A 20,530-nucleotide genomic window follows, 5' to 3' on the forward strand; every position below is an offset into this window, starting at 1 on the left:
CAAGCACTTACACCTATCGGTTATTCGTTCTGTTAAAGAGCAGTGCCGGCCGCTTCGAACACCGCCGGAACCTGTTTCGTTCGGCTTGTTTCGTTCGCTGCGTCAGCTGAGGAGACGAACTATACCTGCGCCCTCACCCTCGGTCAACTGCTTTTTTGAGAAAAACGCACGTTTTTCACGATGAAATCTATAACTAATTGATTTTATTAAAATCAATGACTTTACATATTTATTGAAAATGCCGGAAACACAGTAGAAAAGCTCATTTCCCGCCGGTTCCCTCATTAGATAACTTTGAAAAACGCGCAAAAAACCTCTGGTTTTTGTCTTCCATGGCAAAACCGCCTACTTTCTCGCCGCCATCTCGTGACAATGTCATTTCGTGATAGGATGAAATGCCTCATCGCCAAGGAGCGCACCGTGCATACCTCTCTACGACAACGATTACGCGGCCTGCCTCCCGGTTTCCATCTATTGATGCTCAGCGATGTGCTCAGCGGCCTGGCGATGGGCGCCGGCTACGTCAGCATCAGCTGGTGGGTGGTCAGCAAAGGCGGCGCCAACGACATGGCCTGGTTCAGCTCCTGTACCGCGCTGGTGATGCTGGCAGCGCTGCCGCTGACCGCTCCCTTGGGCGACCGCTTTCCCAAGAACCGCATCATCGCTGCTGGCATCCTGCTGGCGATGCTGTCCGGCTTCGCCTTGGCGACAATGGCCTGGTTCGACTGCTATCGACTGCGCTGGGTGATCGCCAGCGAGTCGCTGGCGATGCTGGCCTGGGCGCTGGTCATCCCGTCCATGCTCAGCATCGCCTCTGAACTGGTGCCGGCCGAGCGGCTAACCGACGCGCTGTCGCTGCAGAAAAGCTCGCAGGCCGTCGGCAATCTGTTCGGCCCGGTGCTGGGCGGCAGCCTGATGGCGTTCGCGCCGGCCTGGCTGGCGCTGGGCAGCTACGGCCTGCTGCTGCTGATCGCCGCCGGCGGCGCGCTGCGCATCCGCATTCCGCCGCGCGACCGCGAGCAGTTGCAAGCGGAAAGCTTCGTCGCCCAGATCCGCAGCGGCTTGCGCATTCGCTGGCGCATTCCGCTGGAGCGCAGCTGGGCATGTTGGGGGCTGCTGGCGATGACCGCCTACTTTCCTATGGTGGTGACGCTGCTGCCGATCAAGCTGCACCAGTTGGGCCTGCCCGCCTTCTGGCTGGGCATCTGCGAAGCGGCCGCCAGCGGCGGCTTGCTGATCGGCTCGCTATGGCTGGCCCACCGTCTGCTGCGACGTTGCAGCCGGCCACGCGCCCGCGCGCTGGCGATGTGGTCGCTGGCCGCCGTATTCGTAGTGGTGGCCTTGACCGACAACCCGTATCTGATGCTCACGATGTTCGGCATAGAAGGCGTGCTGCTATCCATCACCATGCTGATCGGCCAAACCCACCGCACGCTGGCGGTGCCGGAAGCCTACCGCGCCCGCGTCTCCGCCATCAATGTGCTGGTGGCCAAACTGGGCAGCATGCTGGGACCGGCGCTGGCCGGCATCTTGCTGCACAGCTGGTCGCTGGACGCCGTGTATCTGTTCTTCGCCGTCTTTCATCTGCTGAGCGTGCCGCCCATGCTGCGTCTGCCCGGGGTGAACGCCTTCCTCAACCTCAATCATCAAGAAGTGAAGGATTGGTATCGGCATCAGTACCCGGAAGCGTTCGAACCCATCGTGGTGGCGGACGCCAAACTGAAACAGCCGGTGTGAGCCATCGGCCGCAAGCGGCAAAAGAAAACGGCGACTGTGGCAGTCGCCGTTTTTTACATATATAAGGTATAGAGGCCGATCAAAGCACGTAGCGCGCCAGATCCTCGCGCTCGGCCACCTTCTCCAGCTTGCCGTCGACGTAGACGCCATCGATCCGGCACGGACCGGACTTGGCGTCGAACGCCACCTCCTCCAGCAACTTCTCCATCACCGTGTACAGGCGGCGAGCGCCGATGTTCTCGGTCTTCTCGTTGACCTGCCAGGCGATCTCGGCCAAGCGCTGGATGCCGGATTCGACGAATTCCAGCTCCACTCCCTCGGTAGCCAGCAATGCCTGATACTGGCGAGTCAGGCAGGCGTTGGTGCTGGTCAGAATGGCCTTGAAGTCGTCAACCGACAGCGACGACAACTCCACCCGGATAGGCAGCCGGCCCTGCAGCTCCGGAATCAGGTCGGACGGCTTGGACAGCTGGAAGGCGCCGGAGGCGATGAACAGGATGTGATCGGTCTTGACCATGCCGTACTTGGTGGACACGGTGGTGCCCTCCACCAGCGGCAGCAGGTCGCGCTGCACCCCGGCGCGCGACACATCGGCGCCCTGGCCTTCGCCGCGGCTGGTGACCTTGTCGATCTCGTCGAGGAACACGATGCCGTTCTGCTCGACGCTCTTCAGCGCCTCCGCCTTCAACTCCTCGTCGTTGACCAGCTTGGCGGCCTCTTCGTCCACCAACTGCTTGAAGGCATCGGCCACCTTCATCTTGGCGGCCTGCTTCTTGCCGGCGCCCAGGCCCTGGAACATGCCCTGCAGCTGGCTGGCGAAGTCTTCCATGCCTGGCGGCGCCATCACGTTCATCTGGGCGATGGGCGCGGCGATTTCGATTTCAATCTCTTTATCGTCGAACTTGCCTTCGCGCAGCATCTTGCGGAATTTCTGCCGGGTGGCGCCGTCTTCGTGCTTTTCCTCCTGCACCGGCTCTTCGCTGAAAAAACCGGACGGCTTGCGCGCCGGCGGCAGCAGCACGTCGAGGACGCGTTCCTCGGCGGCGTCCTCGGCGCGGGTGCGGTTGCGCTTGATGGCGGCGTCGCGGGTGTCCTTGATCGCCACCTCCACCAGGTCGCGGATAATGGTGTCGACGTCGCGGCCGACATAGCCCACCTCGGTGAACTTGGTGGCCTCCACCTTGATGAAGGGCGCGCCGGACAGCTTGGCCAGCCGGCGGGCGATTTCGGTCTTGCCGACGCCGGTGGGGCCTATCATCAGGATGTTCTTTGGGGTGATCTCGCTGCGCAGCGGCTCGGCCACCTGCTGGCGGCGCCAGCGGTTGCGCAAGGCGATGGCCACCGCGCGCTTGGCGGCGTGCTGGCCGATGATGTGCTGATCCAGTTCGTGGACGATTTCCTGCGGGGTCATTTGCGTCATGACGTTCTCCGCCCGGCGGACAGCGCCGGGCCATTCATTCGGGGCAGCCTCAGGCCTCTTCCGGACCCAGGGTTTCGATCAGATGGTTTTGATTGGTGTAGATGCAGATGTCGCCGGCGATCTCCAGCGATTTTTTCACCACCACCTCCGGCGCCAGGTCGGTGTTTTCGAACAGCGCGCGCGCCGCCGACTGCGCATAGGCGCCGCCTGAGCCGATGGCGGCGATGCCCTGCTCCGGCTCCAGCACGTCGCCGTTGCCGGTGATGATCAGCGTGCTGCTCTTGTCGGCGACGATCAGCATCGCCTCCAGCCGGCGCAGCATGCGGTCGGTGCGCCAATCCTTGGCCAGCTCCACCGCCGACACCAGCAGATTGCCTTGGTGCTTCTGCAGCTTGGCCTCGAAACGCTCGATCAGGGTGAAGGCGTCGGCTGTGCCGCCGGCGAAGCCCGCCAGCACCTTGCCGTCGTGCAGCTTGCGAATCTTGCGCGCGGTGGATTTGATCACGATATTGCCCAGCGTCACCTGACCGTCGCCGCCCAGCGCCACGCGCTCGCCACGACGGACGGAAACAATGGTGGTTCCGTCAAACTGCTGCATGTTCGGTATTCCAATAGATATCAAGAATGCCGGCGCGGCGCCGGCCTAGCTCAGAATATGCAGGCAATCGCAGCGATTACAAGCCGCTTTTGCAGCGGGCGGGGTGGTCCATGTTGTATAATGAGAATTATTTGTATTATCATTTAACCCATGAAACCCCTGCCGACCCTGCAATTTTCTGCCATTGCCGCCGTCCTGGGCGTGCACGCGCTGGCGCTGCTGTTGCTGAGTCACCCGGCTAGTCGGGAGCTGCCGGTAGCGCCGCCGCGACTGCAGACAACGATGACGATGACGATGCTGGCGCCGTCGCAGCCGGCCCCGCCCAAGGCCGCCGCGCCGTCGGTCGCCAAGCCGCAGAAACCGCAGGTCCAGGCCAAGGCCGCTCCCAACAAGCCGGCGCCGAAGACGCCGCAGTTGCCGGTGGTAAAGCCGCAAACCAATACGCCGCCGCCGGCTCCCGCCAAGGCGATCAATGTGGCGACGGCGGCGCCTGCCGCGCCGCCCCCCGCTCCGGCGCCCGCCAAAGCCGAGACTGGCGGCAAGCCCGACGGCGACAGCCGCCAGCAGCCGATTTCCGAGCCGCTGGCGTACGGCGGCTATCTGAACAATCCACAGCCGGCCTACCCGGCGATCTCCAAAGAGGAAGGCGAAACCGGCACCGTGAAGCTGCGCGTGCATGTCAGCGCCCAGGGTCTGCCGCTCGAAGTGTCGGTGCAAAGCAGTAGCGGCTTCACCCGGCTGGACCGCGCCGCGTTGGCCTCGGTCAAGCGCTGGCGCTTCATCCCGGCCAAACGCGGCGCCGAACCGATCGCTTACACCTATATCGTTCCCGTTGAATTCTCACTCAAGTCTGCCCAAACAACATGAATGTTCTGACCGTATTCCAGCAAGGGGACGCCGTACTGATTTCGGTGTTCATGATTTTGATCCTGATGTCGGTGCTCACCTGGTACCTGATCATCGTCCGCGGCGCGCAAACCTTGCAAGCCCGCCGCGCCAACCGCAGCACGGAGAGCGCGCTATGGAGCGCGCCCGACTGGCAGCAGGCGGAAAACGGCCTGGCGCACAGCCAGGGGCAGGTCGCCAACCTGGCGCGCGCCGGCCTCGCCGCGCTGCGCCTGCATCAGAGCCAGGCAAGCCGCGCGCTGGGCCAGGCCTGCGGCGTGGACGAGTTCGTCACCCGCGCCATCCGCAAGGTGCTGGCGCAGGAAAACGCCCGCCAGGAAGCCGGCCTAACCGTGCTGGCCTCAATAGGCTCCACCGCCCCCTTCATCGGCCTGTTCGGCACCGTGTGGGGCATCTACCACGCGCTGGTCAATATCGGCCAGGCTGGCCAGATGAGCATAGGCGCGGTGGCGGGGCCGATAGGCGAAGCGCTGATCGCCACTGCGGCCGGCCTGGCCGCCGCCATCCCGGCGGTGCTGGCCTACAACGCCCTGACTCGCGCCCAGCGCGTGATGGCGCAGGAACTGGACTATTTCGCCCATGACCTGCACGCCCAACTGCTAACCCAATCCGGAGAGCAAGATGGCGTTCGGTAGTTTCAACCAGGGTCCGGCCGCGCCGATGGCCGAACCCAACACCACCCCGCTGGTGGACGTGATGCTGGTGCTGTTGGTGGTATTCATCATCACCACTCCGCTGCTGACCAACGCGGTCAAGGTGGATCTGCCGCGCGCGCAGGCCGCCCAGAACCAGGACAAGCCGGAGCAGATCCGCCTGGCGGTGGACGCGGCGGGCAAGCTGTTCTGGAACGACCAGCCGGTGGCGGAGGCCGAGCTGCCGGCGCGCTTCGCCGCCGCCGCCAACGTCAATCCCGAGGTGGAGCTGCACCTGTCGGCCGACAAGGCCGTGCGCTACGAAACCGTGGCCAAGACCCTGGCCGCCGCCCAGAGCAACGGCGTCGGCAAGATCGGCTTCGTCACCACCGCGCCCTGACTCCCTTCCATCAGCCCCAGCCCGCCCTCCACCAGGAGGCCGGGCGCTCCGCGCACATTGAACTGTCGCCGCGGCGCGCGCACTAAGTCCTATCCGCCGCTTCAGCTTCGCGAGCCGCATGGCATTTGAAAACCCGCCCTAGCCCGCGCCGCCCGCTCATGGCAAGATCATTGCCACTTGCCTATCGATCCACCCCGCGCGCCGCCATGGCGCGCCATAGAGAATGGTTCCTTCGATGCGTTTTCCCGCTTCCCTGTTGAGCACCACGCTGGTCCTGGCCAGCCCCGCCATCCTGGCGGCGCGCCAGCCGGCGGCAGAAGCGCCGCTGGCGCTGAACACCAGCATCAACTGCCGGCACAACGCCGACAACAGCCTGGACTGCACCACCCGCAACCAGTTCACCATCCTGAAGCCGGCCGGCAAGGACTTTCTGTCGCGCATAGACTTCACCTATCCCGACACCGACACGCTGGAAGTGGTGGACGGCGAGGTGCGCCAGCAAGGCGGCAAAGTGGTGAAACTGGAAAAATCGCAGGTGGAAACCCGCGCCGCGCCGAACCCGTACGCCGGCGTCAGCCGCGACAAGCAGACCTGGCTCGCCTTCCCCGAGCTGGCGGTGGGCAGCGTGGTCTCCTACCAGGTGAAACACCATATCGCCGCGCCGCCGCTCAGCCGCGAAATGCTGTACCGGCTGGACTTCGATCCAGAGCCGGTGCGCTACGACAGCTACCACTTCGAGCTGAGCTCGCCGCGGCCGCTGCTATCGCGCAGCGAGCTGATGGACGGTTTCAAGACCGCCGTCAGCGCCGACAACAAGCGGATCACCGTCGATCAGCAAGGCAGCCGCTACCTGAACTTCACCAATGAATGGAACAACAGCGCGCTGCGCGGCTGGCCGCGGCTGAGCATCGCCACCAGCGACGCGCCGCAGCAGCACTTCGGCGTCTACGCCGAGCGCTACAACAGTATCCTGGCCGCGGCGCTGCCGCCGGGCGCCGCCGCGGTGGTGGCAGAACAGCAAGGCAAGCCGGCCGCGCAGCAGGTGGCCGCCTTCATGCAGCACATCAACAGCCATTACCGCTACCTCAACGACCAGCGGCTGGCAGAGCGCGGCCTGGTGCCGTTCACGCTGGCCGAGATCGAACAGCACGGCTACGGCGACTGCAAGGACCTGGCCACGCTGCTGACGGCGATGCTGCGCCGCGCCGGCATCGAGGCCGAACCGGCGCTGGTCTTCCGCGGCAACTACGCGCAGCCGCCGCTGCTCCCGGGCCTGGGCACCGTCAACCACATGATCGTGCGCGCGGAAATCAACGGCAAAACCGAATGGCTAGACGCCACCAATCCCTTCTTCGCCGCCGGCCGCATCATGCCGGACCTGCAGGAGCGCGTCAGCTACCTGATGGGCCGCGACGGCAAAGTGCGGCAGGACTTCATTCCGCTGCAGGCGCCAACCTTGAGCAGCACCGTCAACCGCACTGAGACGCTGAAGCGAGACAGCAGCGCGCGCATCGTCAGCCAGAGCCAGTTGTCCGGCTGGCCGCTGATTGAAATGACGATGCAGGACCGCTATCAAGGCAGCAGCAGCACTGAGCAGAGCGTCTGCCACGGCCTGGGCAACCAGGCGCAAAACTGCAAGGTGGAACGCGCGCCAACCGGTTTCCTGATTCCGGAGCGCTACGCCATTCGCGTCGGCGGCGACGATGTGCGCGCGCTGGAGAAGATTTCCGGCCTCTACCTGTACGACCCGCGCCTGGAAAGCCGCTGGAACGATTTCGACAACTACCGCGACAACGGCAATCAGGCCGACGTCTATCTTGGCGATCCGGAAATCATCGAACGCACGGTGGAATTGCAAGGCGCCAAGGCCATCCAACCCGCCTTCAGCTGCCAGGCGCGCTCCCCCTGGTTCGACCTGGATCTGCGGCAGAGCGCCACCGCCGCCGGCATCCGCTACCAGTATCGGCTGACACGCAAGGTGCGCTGGTTGAGCCACAACGACATCGTCAGCCCGGAATTCGCCGCGCTCAACCGCCAGGCGCGCGCCTGCTCGACCGAGGTTCGGCAGATACTGAAGCTGTAATCGCCGCAGACCTGCGCCGCGCACAAGGGGATGTCCAAAGGCATCCCCTTTTTGCCGGCGCCAAGAATATGATTTAAATAGAACAATATCAATTTAAACAACATTGCAATAAATCCTTGCCCTGTCATGCGCAGAACATGACAATGCCAATTTGCCGGCAATACTACAAAGAACAGGTCAAAGAGACGCAGACAATGGAACAGACAGCAATGGGCAGGGGCGCCGGCCGCGAAGTGCAACTGGCCCCGCACGAATTGATCGTCACCAAGACCGATCCCAGCGGCCACATCACCTACGCCAACCGCGTGTTCATGCGCGTGGCGGGCTATGCCGAACATCAGCTGCTGGGCAAGCCGCACAATCTGATCCGCCACCCCGACATGCCGCGCGGCGCCTACCGGCTGATGTGGCAGACGCTGCAGGCCGGCCATGAATTCTTCGCGCTGGTGAAAAACGCCACCGTGGATGGCAACTACTACTGGGTGCTGGCCAACGTCACACCGGACTACGACCCGCAGGGCCGGCTGCAAGGCTATTACTCGGTGCGCCGCCCGCCCAGCCGCGGCGCCATCGCCGCCATCGAACCGATCTACGCGGAAATGCGCAAGATAGAAGCCGGCCAGGGCAAGGCCAGCGCGCCGGACACCTCGCGCGACTGGCTGCTGGCGCTGCTGGCGGAAAAAGGCTGCAGCTACCAGGACTTCATCCTGGGGCTGAACGCCGACGTACTGAAAGCCAAAGGAGTCGCCGGATGAGTTCACCCCGCAAAGCCACCCCCTTCCTGCGCTCGCATCTGGTCTGGGTGCTGGCGGGCTTCAACCTGCTGGTGCTGTTGTCCATCGTCGACGACTATCTGCTGCCGGCGGGCGCCCAACTGGCGGTCAGCGCCCTGCTGCTGATCGCCACCCTCGCGCTGTCCTGGTGGCTGTGGCAAAAAGGCAGCCGCATCTTTCTGCTGCTCAACGCCCTCACCCGCCAGTTGGGTCTGGCCTGCAGCGGCGAGCTGCACCACCGCAGCACCGGCACCCGCGAGATGGGCGAAGTCGGCCTGGTGGCCTGGCAGCTGAACGACTTCCTCGACCTGGTGGAAACCTATTTCAAGGAAATCAACACCTGCTTCCAGGAGATCAGCCAAGGCAACTTCTCGCGCCGGCCGCTCAACCAGGGCCTGCCCGGCATCCTGGCCAGCTCGCTGGAGAACGTCAACAAGACCATCCAGACCATGGCCGACAACGACGGCTTCGTGCGCCGCAACCGGCTGTCGTCGCAACTGGCGGCGCTGAACAACCCCAACCTGCGCCACGACCTGTCCGGCAGCCAGCATGATCTCACCGCCATCAGCCAGGCGATGGACGCGGTGGCCGACATCACCCGCGACAACGCCGCCGGCGCCCGCGAAAGCCTGGACAGCGCGGCGGAATTGTCCGGCCATCTGGACACCATCGCCGGCAGCGTCAACAGCATGGATCAGGCCAGCCAGTTGCTGGCGCAGGAGTGGCAAGGCATAGAAAGCTCGCTGGCCGACATCTCGGCCATCGCCGACCAGACCAATCTGCTGGCGCTGAACGCCGCCATCGAGGCCGCCCGCGCCGGCGAAACCGGCCGCGGCTTCGCGGTGGTGGCGGACGAGGTGCGCAAATTGGCCGAGCGCAGCAAGAGCACCGCCCACCAGGTGCAGAACGTGCTGGAATCGCTGTCCACCCGCATTGCCGACATGCAAGCCCAGGCCAGCGACGCCGGCAGCGTGGCCGGCAATGTGCAAACCTCGGTGGAGTCGTTTCGCCAGCGCTTCGCCAGCCTGGCGGAGCAATCCGACCTGGTGCTCAAGCAGGTGAGCGAGGTGCAGCAGAAGTCGCAGACCTCATTGCAGAAAGTGGCGCATGTGATCTACAAGCAGAGCGCCTACCATGCGATAGAGGAAGCCGAAGCGCAGGCGCCGGCGGTAGAGCTGGAACAATGGATAGACGGCGGCGGCGCCAGCCTGTTCGGCACCGGCTCCACCCAGGCCTTGCGCCAGCCGCTGTCGCAGCTGCAGCAGCAGGTCGGCGCGGCGCTGGCCGCCGCCAGCCAGAGCGGCCAGCTGGATGAGGCCGGCATCGTCGCGCGGATGCAGGCGATGGAACAGGCCAGCCAGAAACTGCAGCAGGGGCTGGACCAGTTGTCCGCCGTCTGATCGCCGCAGGCACTCCCCAAGCCGGGCCTATGCCCGGCTTTTTCACGCCCGGACGACGTGGAAAGGCCGGGATCAGTGGCGATCCGGCAGCCGGTATTGCAGCAGCCAGAAATGCTCGCGCCGCAGGAAAACCATGTCGCTGACGCCGTGCCGCCCCAGCAGGATGCGCAATTCGGTTTCGCTGGGAAAGTTCTTTAATACCCGATGCCGGCTGCCGTCTCGCAGCGGCCGCATCTGGTAGCCATTTCCAGCCTCGTCGTACTCCACCACCGGGTGCTCGCGGCACTGCATCTCGCTGTTGTCGATGAACACCACCTCGGCGCCCGTCTGCAAGCAGCCATGCAGGCCAGCCAGGAAGTCGTCACGCCGCTGCTTGGGCACATGCGAGAACCACAAGCCGGCGAATGCGGCGTCGAAGCCCGCGGCCTCGGCCGGCAGCGCGTAAGCGTCCGCCTGACGAAACTCCACCTTGTCCACCCCCTGGCGTTGCCGCGCCAGCGCCAGCGGCTCCGCAACCGCGTCTATCGCCAGATAACGCTGCGCCTGCGGCGCCAGGTATTGCGTCCAGTAACCAGTGCCGCACGCCACTTCCAATACCTTGCGGCCGGCAAGCCGCTGCGGCAAATAGCGCCGCAGCCAGGCCAGATCCAGCGCGCGCTCCGGCATATCGTACACCGCGTCGTAATACTCGGCGCGCTCGGCGTAGTAGGTCTTCATTTCCCCATCCGACTGCATTGTGTTCTCCATGGAGCTTCTCGCGCTTTGCAACCTCAATAGCATAACATCATGCAAACACGCTGCAATTTGAAAAAATTACGTAAATAAATAATGTATTTCATTACAAAAATAATAATTAGATATTTGCTCTAGGCAAAAATCATAAACTCCTCGCCAAAAGGCGCTGATAAAATCAGTCAACTGTTCTGTCTTTTCGCAGGCCTCGCCCCCGTAACCATAAAAAAACCGCCCGGCAAAGGGCGGCTGTCCAGATGCGCGGCCAAGCGGTGCTCCGCGCACCGCCATGCGGATGCCGCTGCCGCCTAGAAGAAGCCCAGCTTGTCCTCACCGTAGCTGACCAGCAGGTTCTTGGTCTGCTGATAATGGTCCAGCATCATCTTGTGGGTTTCGCGGCCAATGCCGGACTGCTTGTAGCCGCCAAACGCCGCATGCGCCGGATAAGCGTGGTAGCAGTTGGTCCAGACCCGGCCGGCCTCGATATGGCGGCCCATGAAGAAGGCGGTGTTGATATTGCGCGACCACACCCCGGCGCCCAGGCCGTACAGGGTGTCGTTGGCGATGGCCAGCGCCTCGTCGCGGTCCTTGAAGGTAGTGACTGACACCACTGGCCCGAAAATCTCCTCCTGGAAAATGCGCATCTTGTTGTTGCCTTCGAACACCGTCGGCTGGATGTAGAAGCCGCCGGCCAGATCGCCGGCCAGTTGCGCGCGCGCGCCACCGGCCAGCACCTTGGCGCCTTCGTCGCGGCCGATGGCGAGATAGCTCTGGATCTTGTCCATCTGCTCCTGCGACGCCTGCGCGCCTATCATAGTGGCCGGATCCAACGGATTGCCCTGCCGGATGGCGGCCACGCGCTTGAGGGCCTTTTCCATGAAACGCGGGTAGATAGACTCCTGGATCAGCGCGCGGCTGGGGCAGGTGCAGACTTCGCCCTGGTTGAGCGCGAACATCACGAAGCCTTCTATCGCCTTGTCGAAGAAAGCGTCGTCCTTGGCGGCAACATCGTCGAAGAAGATGTTGGGCGACTTGCCTCCCAGTTCCAGCGTCACTGGAATCAGGTTCTGGCTGGCGTACTGCATGATCAGCCGGCCGGTGCCGGTTTCGCCGGTGAAGGCGATCTTGGCGATGCGCTTGGAGCTCGCCAACGGCTTGCCTGCCTCGACACCGAAGCCGTTCACCACATTGAGCACGCCAGGCGGCAATAGATCGCCCACCAGCTCCATCAGCACCAGGATGGACAACGGCGTCTGCTCGGCCGGCTTGAGCACCACGCAGTTGCCGGCGGCCAACGCCGGCGCCAGCTTCCAGGCCGCCATTAGGATGGGGAAGTTCCACGGGATGATCTGGCCCACCACGCCCAGCGGCTCGTGGAAATGGTAGGACACGGTATTGGCGTCGATCTCGCCCAGACTGCCTTCCTGCGCGCGCACGCAGGCGGCGAAATAGCGGAAATGGTCTATCGCCAGCGGGATGTCGGCGGCGCGGGTTTCGCGGATGGGCTTGCCGTTGTCCCAGGTTTCCACCGTGGCCAGCAGTTCCAGATTCTGCTCCATCCGGTCGGCGATGCGGTTGAGCGCCAGGGCGCGCTCGGTCACCGGGGTGTGGCCCCAGGCGCGGCGGGCGGCATGGGCGGCGTCCAGCGCCTGCTCCACGTCCTGCTCGTCGGAGCGCGCGATCTCGCACAGCGTCTTGCCGGTAATCGGGGTGACATTCTCGAAATAGCGGCCGTTCACCGGCGGCACCCAGCGCCCGCCGATATAGTTGGCGTAGCGCGCTTTCAGTTCGAATCCGGGCAGCAATTGCATCGCAGTCTCCTCTGCTGGTTGGCTATCCATGTTGTGGATAGCGCAACACTGCAAGCGGCATGCCAGCCTCATGTCATATTGCATGGCAGCACGGTGCCCGCCCCGCTGCGGCAAGGCGCATGTTTTTTTCCTGCCGCAGCGCAGCAGGATCGCGCCAGACCAACGGCTTGCCAGACGGCCGAATCCGCCGATAATCGACCCGATATTCCACCCCAACTGTCGCAGGCTGACACAGCTGTCGCGCTACGCCGGCGCAGCCTGCCGGAGTCGCGCATGAGCCAAGCTTCCCGCCTGCCGCTGAACGAAATCCGCCGCCGCTTCTTCGCCGATCAGCCGTTGCCCGGCCAGGCCTTGCCGGCGCCCATCCTGCATTCCTGGCAACGCTGCCGCGGCCTGGGGCTGCCGGCCGGCGGCGGCGGCGGAGGCGAACGGCTGGAGGAAGCGCAGCTGCGCGAGCGGCGCGAGGCGAATGCCGGCTGGCTGGAGCTGGCGCGGCCGGCGCTGGCGGGGCTGTTCGAACAGGTTGGCCCCAACGGCCTGGTGCTGGTGGTGGCCGACCGCGACGGCATGATCCTGGACGAAAGCGGCGAAGCCGGTTTTCTCGACAAGGCGCAGCGGCTGGCGCTGCTGCCGGGCATGGACTGGAGCGAGGCCGCGCGCGGCACCAACGCCATCGGCACCGCGCTGGCAGCGGCGGACAGCATGCTGGTGCGCGGCGCCGAACACTATCTGGAACGCAACCGCGGCCTGGCCTGCGCCGCCAGTCCGCTGCTGGACCCGCAAGGCCGCATGCTGGGCGCGCTGGACGTCAGCGGCGCCAGCCGCAAGCTGGGCCAGGCGCAGCAGCTGGCGGTGCGGGCGGCGCGCTGCCAGATCGAGGCCCAGTTGTTCGCCGACGCCGCCCGCCATGGCTGGCGGCTGAGCCTGCACCACGATCCGCGCCTGTTGGACAGCCCGGCCGCCTGCCAGCTGGCCTTCGACGAGGACGGCCGCCTACTGGCCGCCAACCGCGCCGGCCTAACCTTGTGCGGCCTGGAACCGGGCAACTGGCGGCCGCGCCACTTCGCCGCCTTGTTCGGCCAGAGCCTGGAACACTGGCTGCACAGGCATGGCCAGGCGATAGGCGCGCTGGAAGCCGGCGCGCAGCGCTTCTCCGCCCGGCTGCGGCCGCCCGCCCCGCGCCTTGCTGCCAGCGCCGTCGGCATGGCCAAGCCGGCGGCCGGCGCTCCGGCATCCGCGCCATGTCCGCCCCCCGTACTGGACGGCCTGCCGCCAAACCTGTTCGCCACCGCGCTCAAGCTGCTGGAGGCCGACATTCCGGTGCTGATCCTGGGCGAAACCGGCACCGGCAAGGACAGGCTGGCGCGCGCGCTGCATCTGGCCGGCAGCCGCCGCGCCGCGCCGTTCGTGGCGGTGAACTGCGCGGCGATACCGGAAGGCTTGATAGAAGCGGAGCTATTCGGCTACCAGCCGGGCGCCTATACCGGCGCCAGCCGCCAGGGCAGCAAGGGCAGGCTGCGCGAGGCCGAAGGCGGCGTACTGTTCCTGGACGAGATAGGCGACATGCCGCTGTCGCTGCAGGCGCGGCTGCTCAGGGTGCTGCAGGAGCGGGAGGTGACGCCGCTGGGCGGCGGCGCGGCGCAGAAGCTGGATTTCCGCCTGATCTGCGCCACCCACCATGAGCTGCGCGCGCGGGTGGACGACGGCACCTTCCGCGCCGACCTCTACTATCGGCTGTGCCATTACCCGCTGACGCTGCCGCCGTTGCGCGAACGCGGCGACGTCGCCGCGCTGGCGCAGCGCCTGCTCGACCAGATGGGCGCCGGCCGCCGCGGCATATCGATGTCGCCGCAACTGGCTCGGGCGTTGCGCGGCTACCGCTGGCCCGGCAATCTCAGGGAGTTGTCCAATCTGCTGGCCACCTTGCTGGCGCTGGCCGACGACGGCGCGGCGCTGACGCCGGAGCAGATGCCGCAGACCTTGCGCGAAGACATGCGCCGCCAGGGCCACGCGGTGGCCAGCGACGCCATCGCGGAACTGCTGCGCCGCTGCGGCGGCAACGCCAGCGCCGCGGCGCGCGCGCTGGGGATCAGCCGCTCCACGCTGTACCGGCGGCTGGGCAAGGCCAAAGACTGAGCTTGCGCGGGCCCGCACGCCCAAGCCGCAAGCCTAAACCGCCTCGCCCATCAGCCCGGCCAAGGTCCGGCGTATCCAGCGCTGGCCGGGATGGCCATGATTGCGCTCGTGCCACGCCAAATGCGCGCAGCGGAAACGGGCATTCCCGCACCGTCAATCGGCCGCGCCATGCCGACATCAGCTTCTCCGGCATCAAGGAAACGAAATCGGTCTGCGCCACCATATCCGGCACAAATAAAAATGACGCGGCCGACAAGGCGACATGCCGCGACCATCCTTGCTCGGCCAACACCGTGTCCACGGCAGTGGAAAAATCGCCGCCGGCGAGCGAAACCACCACATGCTCCAGCGCCAGGTACCGCTGCGGCGTGATTTCGCCTTGCATAGCCGGATGATTCCGGCGTCCGATCAGCACATAGCGGTCATCGAACAGCGGCCTGGAATGAAGGCTGGGCGGCACGCAATCGGGACTGATCAAGGCCAGATCGACTTCGCCACGCTCGGCTTGCCCCTGCAGACGGGCCGGCTCCAGATGCCGCACCGCCACCTGGATGCCGGGCGCGGCAGGGCCATCGAGTTCTGCAATCCGACCTGTATGGCATGCGCTGGAAAGCGGTGCTGGATGCCGATGACTTCCCGGACCGCGCCGATCCTGAACGCTTGTGCTTCATAACGGAGTCCGGCCATGCCTACACCAGCGGCGCGCAAGCGGCCGACGTCGCGGAGGAACAGCGCAAGCTGCTGGCCGCCGACGCGGTGATTCTGCTGTTTCCCTTGTGGTGGTATGGCATCCCCGCCATCCTCAAGGGCTGGTTCGAGCGGGTTTACGCTTATGGCTTCGGCTATGGCTACCGCGGCGCAGGCAACCGGCTGCGCTTCGGCGACGGCATGCTCAAAGGCAAGCGGGCGATGCTGGCGACCATGGTGGGCGGCGGCGAGCGGGATTACGGGCCGCGCGGCATCAATGGGCCTTGCCGGAGCTGCTGTTCCCGGTGACTCATGGCTGCCTGTTCTATCCCGGTATGGACGTGCTGCCCACGCATGCGGTGTACGGCGTCAACCATCTGAGCCGCGAAGCGGTGAAACAGCAGTTGGGCATCTGGCGGCGCAGGCTGGCCGGCCTGTTCGACGAAACGCCGATACCGTTCCGGCGCCAGAACGGCGGAGACTATCCCGACGGTCATCAACTGGCGCTGCAGGTCGCCCCGGGGCAAACCGGCCTGCGGGCGCACGTCGACGCTCCCCGCGGCTACGCGCCGCGCCAGATCCAGGCAGAAGCGCCAGCGCAGTGAAAAACGGCGGGGAGGCCGCCTCCCCGCCGTTTCATTTTGTCCCCAGCCCGATGCGGCCGCCGCGATACGCCAAGAAAAACGCCGGGTCGCAAGACCGCGGCGCGTTGCTTACCGAGCAGCCGGCTCAGAACCCGAACGCCGCCAACTCCTCCGCGGAAAGATGGCGCCACTTGCCTGCCGGTAAATCTCCCAGCGCAATGGAGCCCAGGCTTTCGCGGTGCAACGCCTCGACGCGGTTGCTGGCAGCCGCCACCATGCGCTTCACCTGATGATACTTGCCTTCGGTGATGGTCAACCGGATGGTGTGCGCGTCCAGCTGCTCCACGCTGTCGGCGGCGAATTCGCGCGCCTCGTCGTTGAGGTAGACGCCGCTCTGCAGCTGGGAGATCAGCTCCGGCGTGGCCTCGTGCTTGAGGGTAACGCGGTAGACCTTGGCCACCAGCTTCTTCGGCGAACTGAGCGCGTGGATGAACTGGCCGTTGTTGGACAGCAGGATCAGTCCGGTGGTGTCCACGTCCAGCCGGCCGACCGCCGACAGGTCCAGGTTGGAGAACTGGTCCGGCAGCAGCCGGTAGATGCTGGGATGGCACTGCGGCTTGTGCGAAGTTTCGTAATTGGCCGGCTTGTGTAGCAAGAGGTATAGCGGGCCGATCACCAGCGGCCACGGCTCGTCGTCCACCACCAGGCTGGAGATGTCCGTCGGCTCGAACTGGGCGCGGTAGTTGTCCACCACCTCGCCATTCACTTCCACCAGGCCGTATTCGATCAGCTGGCGGCATTCCTTGCGGCCGCCGAAGCCTTGTTGTTGCAACAGTCGATAGAGTTCCATCCCGCGATGTTAGCACGCGCCCTGGCCCGGCGCGCGGCTTGCCTGGCCCGACTCCCGCAGCCATAGTCAATTCACCGGCAACCGCCGCAATGGGAAACCCGCATGCCGCATCGCAAGCTCGCCCTGCACAGCCTGGGCTGGTTGCGCTACCAGCGCCGCCGCATCCTGCGCGCCGGCCAGATCAGCGCGCTGCTGTTCGCTCCGGCGGTGGGATTGGCTCTGGCCGGCCACGCCGCCGCGGTCTTCCTGTTCGCGCTGGCCGCCAACTATAGCGTGCTGTGCATGATCCTGGCGCGCCGGCTGCAGCCCTGGTCGGTGCCAGCCATTCCGGCGCTATACCTGGCGGGCCGGCTGTGCGTCGGCCAGCCGCTGGCGATGGCGCTGCTGCTGAGTGCCTGCCTGGCGCTGCTGGCCGCCAGCGCGCGCCGCGGGCTGCACAAGGGCATGCAGTTTTGGGTGTTTGCGTTGCTGCTGGGCAATATGACCCCGACGGCGGCGATCGCGCCATGGCAGGAGGCCGGCTGGATGCTGCTGGGCGCCGGCTATGGCGGCGCGCTGGCGCGGATCGGCCTGGCGGACTGGTTCCAGGCGCTGCCCGGCGCGGCGGCGGCCGATGCGCGGCGTTACGCCTGGCATCTGCTGCCGTGGGGCATGCTGGCCTGGCTGGCCGGCAACTGGATGCACGGCGCCCACGCCTGGTGGCTGCCGCTCGCGGTGGTGGCCATCCCCGATCCGTCGCCGGAGCGGATGCTGTGGCTGGCGCGGGAGAGGGCCATCGGCACCCTGGCCGGCACGCTGCTCAGCGGCCTGCTGTACTGGACGCTGCTGTGGCTGAGCCTGGCGCCGGTATGGCATGTGCTGGCGCTGTGCCTGCTGCAGATGCTGCTGCTGATCACCATCCGCCACAGCTTCCGCGTCTTCATCGCCATGCTCACCGCGCTGGTGCTGTCGCTGCTGCCGCCGACTCAATTGGCGCACGGCATGCTGGAAAGAGTCGCCGACACCCTGATCGCCGCGATGCTGCTCGGCGCGCTGGCCTGGTTCCTGCGCCAGCGCCGGCCGCTGCCGCGCGCTCAGGACAGCAGCGACTGAAGCGGCGACGCGATGCATACCCGGTCGCGGCCCTGCTGCTTGGCCTGGTACAGCGCCTCGTCGGCGGCGAGCACCACACTCTCGGCGTCCTCGCCATGCAGCGGGCTGAGCGCCAGGCCGATCGACAAGGTCAGCGACAGCGTGTGGCCCAGCGCTTCGATCGGCATGCGCCGCACCGTCTCGCACAGCTGCTGCGCCTTGGCGTGCGCGGCCTCCAGCGACGCGCCGGGCAGCAACACGAAAAACTCCTCGCCGCCGTAGCGGCAGACGATGTCGCCGCAGCGGAAATGGTCGCTCAGGTAGGCGCCCAGCGCGGTCAGCACCAGGTCGCCGCAGCGGTGGCCGTAGGTGTCGTTGACCCGCTTGAAGTGGTCCGCGTCCACCATCAGCACCGCCACGTCGCGGTGCAGCGCCAGCATGTGGGCCAGCACCCGCGGCAGGATCTCGTCCAGATGGCGGCGGTTGAACAGGCCGGTCAGCGGGTCGCGCAGCGCCTGTTCGCGCAGCCCCTGCTGCAGCACTTCGATTTCGCCGACATGGCGGCGCAGCGCGGCGTTGGCGTCTTGCAGGCTCTGCTCCAGCCGCTTGCGTTCGCTGATGTCGTTGATGCCGTTGATCACATACCAGACCTTGTCGCTCCTCACCATCGAACAGGAGATCAGCGCCCAGAATTCCCGCCCCTGCGCGTCCTTGAGCTTCACCTCGCGGTCCAGCACCTTGCCGCCGACGCGCAGCGCCTGGGACACCTGCTCGCGCTCCGCCGGATCGACGTAGAAATCCTGCACCCGCAGCGCCAGCTCGGGTCGCAGCCGGGCGCCGAACAACTCCTCGGCGCGGGTGTTGGCGTAGATCAACTCGCCGCCGGACAGGCGGTTCATCGCCAGTGGAAACGGCGCCGCGTCGGCCATCAGCCTGAGCCTGGCCTCGCTCTCCGCCAGCTGGCTGGTGCGTTCCCCCACCTTGGCCTCCAGCGACTGGTTGGCTTGCAGCAGGCGGCTTTCCACCAGCCGCCTCTCCTCCAGCAGCGCGCCGAACACCAACAGGGTTACCGACTGCGCCAGCGCCAGCAAAGCCACGTTCAGCAGCGAATGGCCGCCGCCGTCTATCGCCAGCGCGCCATGGCCCAGCCGCACGCCGGCCAGCGCCGCCGCGGCCACCGCCAGCGCCAGCAGATGCGCCAGCAGCGGCTGGCCGCGAAACGCCAACCACAACAGCGGCATGATGAACAGATAAGGAAGCATGGCGTAGTAGCCGCCACGGCCATCCAGCCCGCAGCACACCAGCAGCGCCAGCGCCAGCGTGGGCAGCGCCACCATCGCGCTCTCGCGCCAGCGCGCCGCTGCGGCGCTCGGCCGGCCGACGTCCGGCTGGCTGAGCAGCAGCAGGATGGGCACCAGGGTCAGGCTCAGCACCATGTCGCCCAGCCAGGCCTGCAGACCGGCCAGCCCCAGTGCCGGCAGGCGGTGCGCATGGCCGGGCAGCAACGCGAACACCTGGCCCAGCGCGGCCAGCAAGCCGCCCAACGCGGCGACGCCGAACAGGAACACCAGCACATCCGCCAACTGGAAAAACGGCAAGCGCCGCTGCCGCAGCAGACCGGCACCCAGCAGCGCCGCCCCCATGCCGCTGGCGGCCCGCAGCAGCGCGTCGCCCGCCTGCGCCCCTGGCTCCCGCCATGCCAGCCACAGCGCGACCAGCGCCAGCGCCGGCCAGACTCGCTTGCCCAGCCGCAGCAGCAACACCACCGCCAACGGCAGTTCCGGCTGCAGCAAGCCGGCCAGCGGCGGCGGCAGCAGCCGCGCCAGCAGCATCGCGAACGCCGCATAGGCCAAACCCGTCCCGCCCTGGCGAAGCACGGCGTCTCCCAGATTGCGCAATGAAGCATCGCTTGGCGACATCTCGGTTCCATCCTGAAAGGGCGGGCCGACTCCACCCATTTATTATGCATTTCAGATTAGCTGGCGCCGGCGGGCAAATCCATGTAATCGCCATGGCATGATGTGAACGATTATTTCCGGATGGAGGCGGCGGGATGCCGCCCCAGGCGCTATCCCGATGATTCATTTAGACAATGTTTATATTATAGTGATCATGCAAAATGGCCCGATCAGGAGGACGCATGCGTTATCCCGCTTCGCACAAGCTCCAGACCCGACGCCGCATCGTCGCCATGGCCTCGCTGCGCTTCCGCGCCGAAGGACTGGCCCAGGTCGGCATCGCCAATCTGATGGCGGATCTCGGCCTGACCCATGGCGGCTTCTACGCCCATTTCGCCAGCAAGGAGGCGCTGATCGCCGCCGCCTGCGGCGAGGCGCTGGAGCAAATGAACCGCCACTGGCGCCAGCAACTGGCGGACAGCCGCGACGGCGGCTGCCTGGCGGCGCTGGCCGGCCAATACCTGAGCCCCGCCCACCGCGACTTCTGCGACTCCGGCTGCCTGACGGCGGCGCTGGCCGGCGAACTGGCGCGCCAGGGTCCCGAAGTGCGGCAGCGCTTCACCGACGGCTTGCAGCCGATGCTGGACACCTTGGATGAGGCCAGGCGGCGCGACGGCACCGGCCCGGCGCCGCTGGTCGGCCTGGCATTGATGGTGGGAGCGCTGTTGCTGGCGCGGACGGTCAGCGACAGCGGACTGTCGCAGCGGATACTTGACGAGGCGCGCGCGGCGCTGCTGGACGGCTAGGCCCGC

The 20,530-nt window shown here is 66.0% G+C and carries 18 protein-coding genes and 1 pseudogene; 12 read left to right on the top strand and 7 right to left on the bottom strand.

All coding sequences use genetic code 11. The features are described 5' to 3' along the window. The first annotated feature begins 420 nt into the window (after positions 1–420). On the top strand, positions 421–1,737 hold the full coding sequence (locus tag BI344_RS03450) for an MFS transporter (RefSeq protein ID WP_158021026.1): 1,317 nt from the start codon (positions 421–423) through the stop codon (positions 1,735–1,737). A 79-nt stretch (positions 1,738–1,816) separates the two neighbouring features. Here BI344_RS03450 and hslU read toward each other — a convergent pair whose 3' ends face one another. Continuing rightward, positions 1,817–3,157, bottom strand: a complete 1,341-nt coding sequence (gene hslU / locus BI344_RS03455; protein WP_071111533.1) for an ATP-dependent protease ATPase subunit HslU — start codon at positions 3,155–3,157, stop codon at positions 1,817–1,819. A 49-nt stretch (positions 3,158–3,206) separates the two neighbouring features. After that, complete coding sequence (gene hslV, locus BI344_RS03460; protein ID WP_071111534.1) at positions 3,207–3,755, bottom strand: ATP-dependent protease subunit HslV; 549 nt, start codon at positions 3,753–3,755, stop codon at positions 3,207–3,209. Between the two features lie 150 nt (positions 3,756–3,905). Here hslV and BI344_RS24290 point away from each other — a divergent pair, with 150 nt between their 5' ends. From BI344_RS24290 to BI344_RS03490, 6 genes are all read left to right on the top strand, one after another. Continuing rightward, on the top strand, positions 3,906–4,622 hold the full coding sequence (locus BI344_RS24290; protein ID WP_071111535.1) for an energy transducer TonB: 717 nt from the start codon (positions 3,906–3,908) through the stop codon (positions 4,620–4,622). Beyond that, positions 4,619–5,296 carry a MotA/TolQ/ExbB proton channel family protein gene (locus tag BI344_RS03470; protein WP_071111536.1) on the top strand — a complete coding sequence of 226 codons (678 nt, stop codon included), beginning with the start codon at positions 4,619–4,621 and terminating at the stop codon, positions 5,294–5,296. The genes BI344_RS24290 and BI344_RS03470 overlap by 4 nt, the downstream gene beginning before the upstream one ends. Next, positions 5,283–5,693 (top strand): ExbD/TolR family protein, encoded by a 411-nt coding sequence (locus BI344_RS03475; RefSeq protein WP_071111537.1) that lies wholly within the window; start codon positions 5,283–5,285, stop codon positions 5,691–5,693. The genes BI344_RS03470 and BI344_RS03475 overlap by 14 nt, the downstream gene beginning before the upstream one ends. A gap of 235 nt (positions 5,694–5,928) precedes the next feature. Further along, positions 5,929–7,776: a DUF3857 domain-containing transglutaminase family protein gene (locus tag BI344_RS03480; RefSeq protein WP_071111538.1), complete on the top strand. Its 1,848-nt coding sequence runs from the start codon at positions 5,929–5,931 to the stop codon at positions 7,774–7,776. 194 nt (positions 7,777–7,970) lie between these two features. Next, a complete protein-coding gene (locus BI344_RS03485) occupies positions 7,971–8,531 on the top strand; it encodes a PAS domain-containing protein (protein ID WP_071111539.1) in 561 nt (186 codons plus the stop codon). Continuing rightward, on the top strand, positions 8,528–9,949 hold the full coding sequence (locus tag BI344_RS03490) for a methyl-accepting chemotaxis protein (protein WP_071111540.1): 1,422 nt from the start codon (positions 8,528–8,530) through the stop codon (positions 9,947–9,949). Before BI344_RS03485 ends, BI344_RS03490 begins: the two co-directional genes overlap by 4 nt. A gap of 72 nt (positions 9,950–10,021) precedes the next feature. Here the strand turns inward: BI344_RS03490 and BI344_RS03495 are convergent, their stop codons facing one another. Together BI344_RS03495 and adh are read right to left on the bottom strand one after the other, a co-directional pair. Then, positions 10,022–10,684, bottom strand: a complete 663-nt coding sequence (locus tag BI344_RS03495) for a class I SAM-dependent DNA methyltransferase (protein WP_158021027.1) — start codon at positions 10,682–10,684, stop codon at positions 10,022–10,024. A gap of 305 nt (positions 10,685–10,989) precedes the next feature. Next, complete coding sequence (adh, locus tag BI344_RS03500; protein ID WP_071111541.1) at positions 10,990–12,492, bottom strand: aldehyde dehydrogenase; 1,503 nt, start codon at positions 12,490–12,492, stop codon at positions 10,990–10,992. A gap of 273 nt (positions 12,493–12,765) precedes the next feature. Here adh and BI344_RS03505 point away from each other — a divergent pair, with 273 nt between their 5' ends. Beyond that, a complete protein-coding gene (locus BI344_RS03505) occupies positions 12,766–14,628 on the top strand; it encodes a sigma-54-dependent Fis family transcriptional regulator (protein ID WP_241499246.1) in 1,863 nt (620 codons plus the stop codon). Here the strand turns inward: BI344_RS03505 and BI344_RS03510 are convergent. Beyond that, positions 14,582–15,214: a LysR substrate-binding domain-containing protein gene (locus BI344_RS03510; protein WP_083338626.1), complete on the bottom strand. Its 633-nt coding sequence runs from the start codon at positions 15,212–15,214 to the stop codon at positions 14,582–14,584. The genes BI344_RS03505 and BI344_RS03510 overlap by 47 nt on opposite strands. Between BI344_RS03510 and BI344_RS24710 the strand changes: the two are divergent. Continuing rightward, positions 15,205–15,624 (top strand): annotated as a pseudogene (locus BI344_RS24710) (NAD(P)H-dependent oxidoreductase); the annotation flags it as partial. The gene BI344_RS03510 and the pseudogene BI344_RS24710 overlap by 10 nt on opposite strands. Further along, complete coding sequence (locus tag BI344_RS24715; RefSeq protein WP_071111544.1) at positions 15,600–15,920, top strand: hypothetical protein; 321 nt, start codon at positions 15,600–15,602, stop codon at positions 15,918–15,920. The pseudogene BI344_RS24710 and the gene BI344_RS24715, both read left to right, overlap by 25 nt. A gap of 124 nt (positions 15,921–16,044) precedes the next feature. Here BI344_RS24715 and BI344_RS03525 read toward each other — a convergent pair whose 3' ends face one another. Then, positions 16,045–16,749: a pseudouridine synthase gene (locus BI344_RS03525; RefSeq protein WP_071111545.1), complete on the bottom strand. Its 705-nt coding sequence runs from the start codon at positions 16,747–16,749 to the stop codon at positions 16,045–16,047. Between the two features lie 102 nt (positions 16,750–16,851). Between BI344_RS03525 and BI344_RS03530 the strand changes: the two genes are divergently transcribed. Beyond that, a complete protein-coding gene (locus BI344_RS03530; RefSeq protein WP_071111546.1) occupies positions 16,852–17,841 on the top strand; it encodes an FUSC family protein in 990 nt (329 codons plus the stop codon). On the opposite strand, the gene BI344_RS03535 is transcribed toward BI344_RS03530, so the two are convergent. Next, on the bottom strand, positions 17,823–19,739 hold the full coding sequence (locus BI344_RS03535; RefSeq protein WP_071111547.1) for a sensor domain-containing diguanylate cyclase: 1,917 nt from the start codon (positions 19,737–19,739) through the stop codon (positions 17,823–17,825). The two genes, BI344_RS03530 and BI344_RS03535, sit on opposite strands and share 19 nt — an antisense overlap. Positions 19,740–19,960: 221 nt before the next feature. Between BI344_RS03535 and BI344_RS03540 the strand changes: the two genes are divergently transcribed. After that, positions 19,961–20,524 carry a TetR/AcrR family transcriptional regulator gene (locus BI344_RS03540; protein ID WP_071111548.1) on the top strand — a complete coding sequence of 188 codons (564 nt, stop codon included), beginning with the start codon at positions 19,961–19,963 and terminating at the stop codon, positions 20,522–20,524. Positions 20,525–20,530: the final 6 nt, after the last annotated feature.

This window comes from Chromobacterium sphagni (genome assembly GCF_001855555.1).
GTDB lineage: Bacteria > Pseudomonadota > Gammaproteobacteria > Burkholderiales > Chromobacteriaceae > Chromobacterium > Chromobacterium sphagni.

Excerpts from the sequence above, each read along its gene's own strand:
- hslU (WP_071111533.1), bottom strand. The coding sequence starts at position 3,157 with ATGACGCAAATGACCCCGCAGGAAATCGTCCACGAACTGGATCAGCAC.
- hslV (WP_071111534.1), bottom strand. The coding sequence starts at position 3,755 with ATGCAGCAGTTTGACGGAACCACCATTGTTTCCGTCCGTCGTGGCGAG.
- BI344_RS24290 (WP_071111535.1), top strand. The coding sequence starts at position 3,906 with ATGAAACCCCTGCCGACCCTGCAATTTTCTGCCATTGCCGCCGTCCTG.
- BI344_RS03470 (WP_071111536.1), top strand. The coding sequence starts at position 4,619 with ATGAATGTTCTGACCGTATTCCAGCAAGGGGACGCCGTACTGATTTCG.
- BI344_RS03475 (WP_071111537.1), top strand. The coding sequence starts at position 5,283 with ATGGCGTTCGGTAGTTTCAACCAGGGTCCGGCCGCGCCGATGGCCGAA.
- BI344_RS03480 (WP_071111538.1), top strand. The coding sequence starts at position 5,929 with ATGCGTTTTCCCGCTTCCCTGTTGAGCACCACGCTGGTCCTGGCCAGC.
- BI344_RS03485 (WP_071111539.1), top strand. The coding sequence starts at position 7,971 with ATGGAACAGACAGCAATGGGCAGGGGCGCCGGCCGCGAAGTGCAACTG.
- BI344_RS03490 (WP_071111540.1), top strand. The coding sequence starts at position 8,528 with ATGAGTTCACCCCGCAAAGCCACCCCCTTCCTGCGCTCGCATCTGGTC.
- BI344_RS03495 (WP_158021027.1), bottom strand. The coding sequence starts at position 10,684 with ATGCAGTCGGATGGGGAAATGAAGACCTACTACGCCGAGCGCGCCGAG.
- adh (WP_071111541.1), bottom strand. The coding sequence starts at position 12,492 with ATGCAATTGCTGCCCGGATTCGAACTGAAAGCGCGCTACGCCAACTAT.
- BI344_RS03505 (WP_241499246.1), top strand. The coding sequence starts at position 12,766 with ATGAGCCAAGCTTCCCGCCTGCCGCTGAACGAAATCCGCCGCCGCTTC.
- BI344_RS03525 (WP_071111545.1), bottom strand. The coding sequence starts at position 16,749 with ATGGAACTCTATCGACTGTTGCAACAACAAGGCTTCGGCGGCCGCAAG.
- BI344_RS03530 (WP_071111546.1), top strand. The coding sequence starts at position 16,852 with ATGCCGCATCGCAAGCTCGCCCTGCACAGCCTGGGCTGGTTGCGCTAC.
- BI344_RS03535 (WP_071111547.1), bottom strand. The coding sequence starts at position 19,739 with ATGTCGCCAAGCGATGCTTCATTGCGCAATCTGGGAGACGCCGTGCTT.
- BI344_RS03540 (WP_071111548.1), top strand. The coding sequence starts at position 19,961 with ATGCGTTATCCCGCTTCGCACAAGCTCCAGACCCGACGCCGCATCGTC.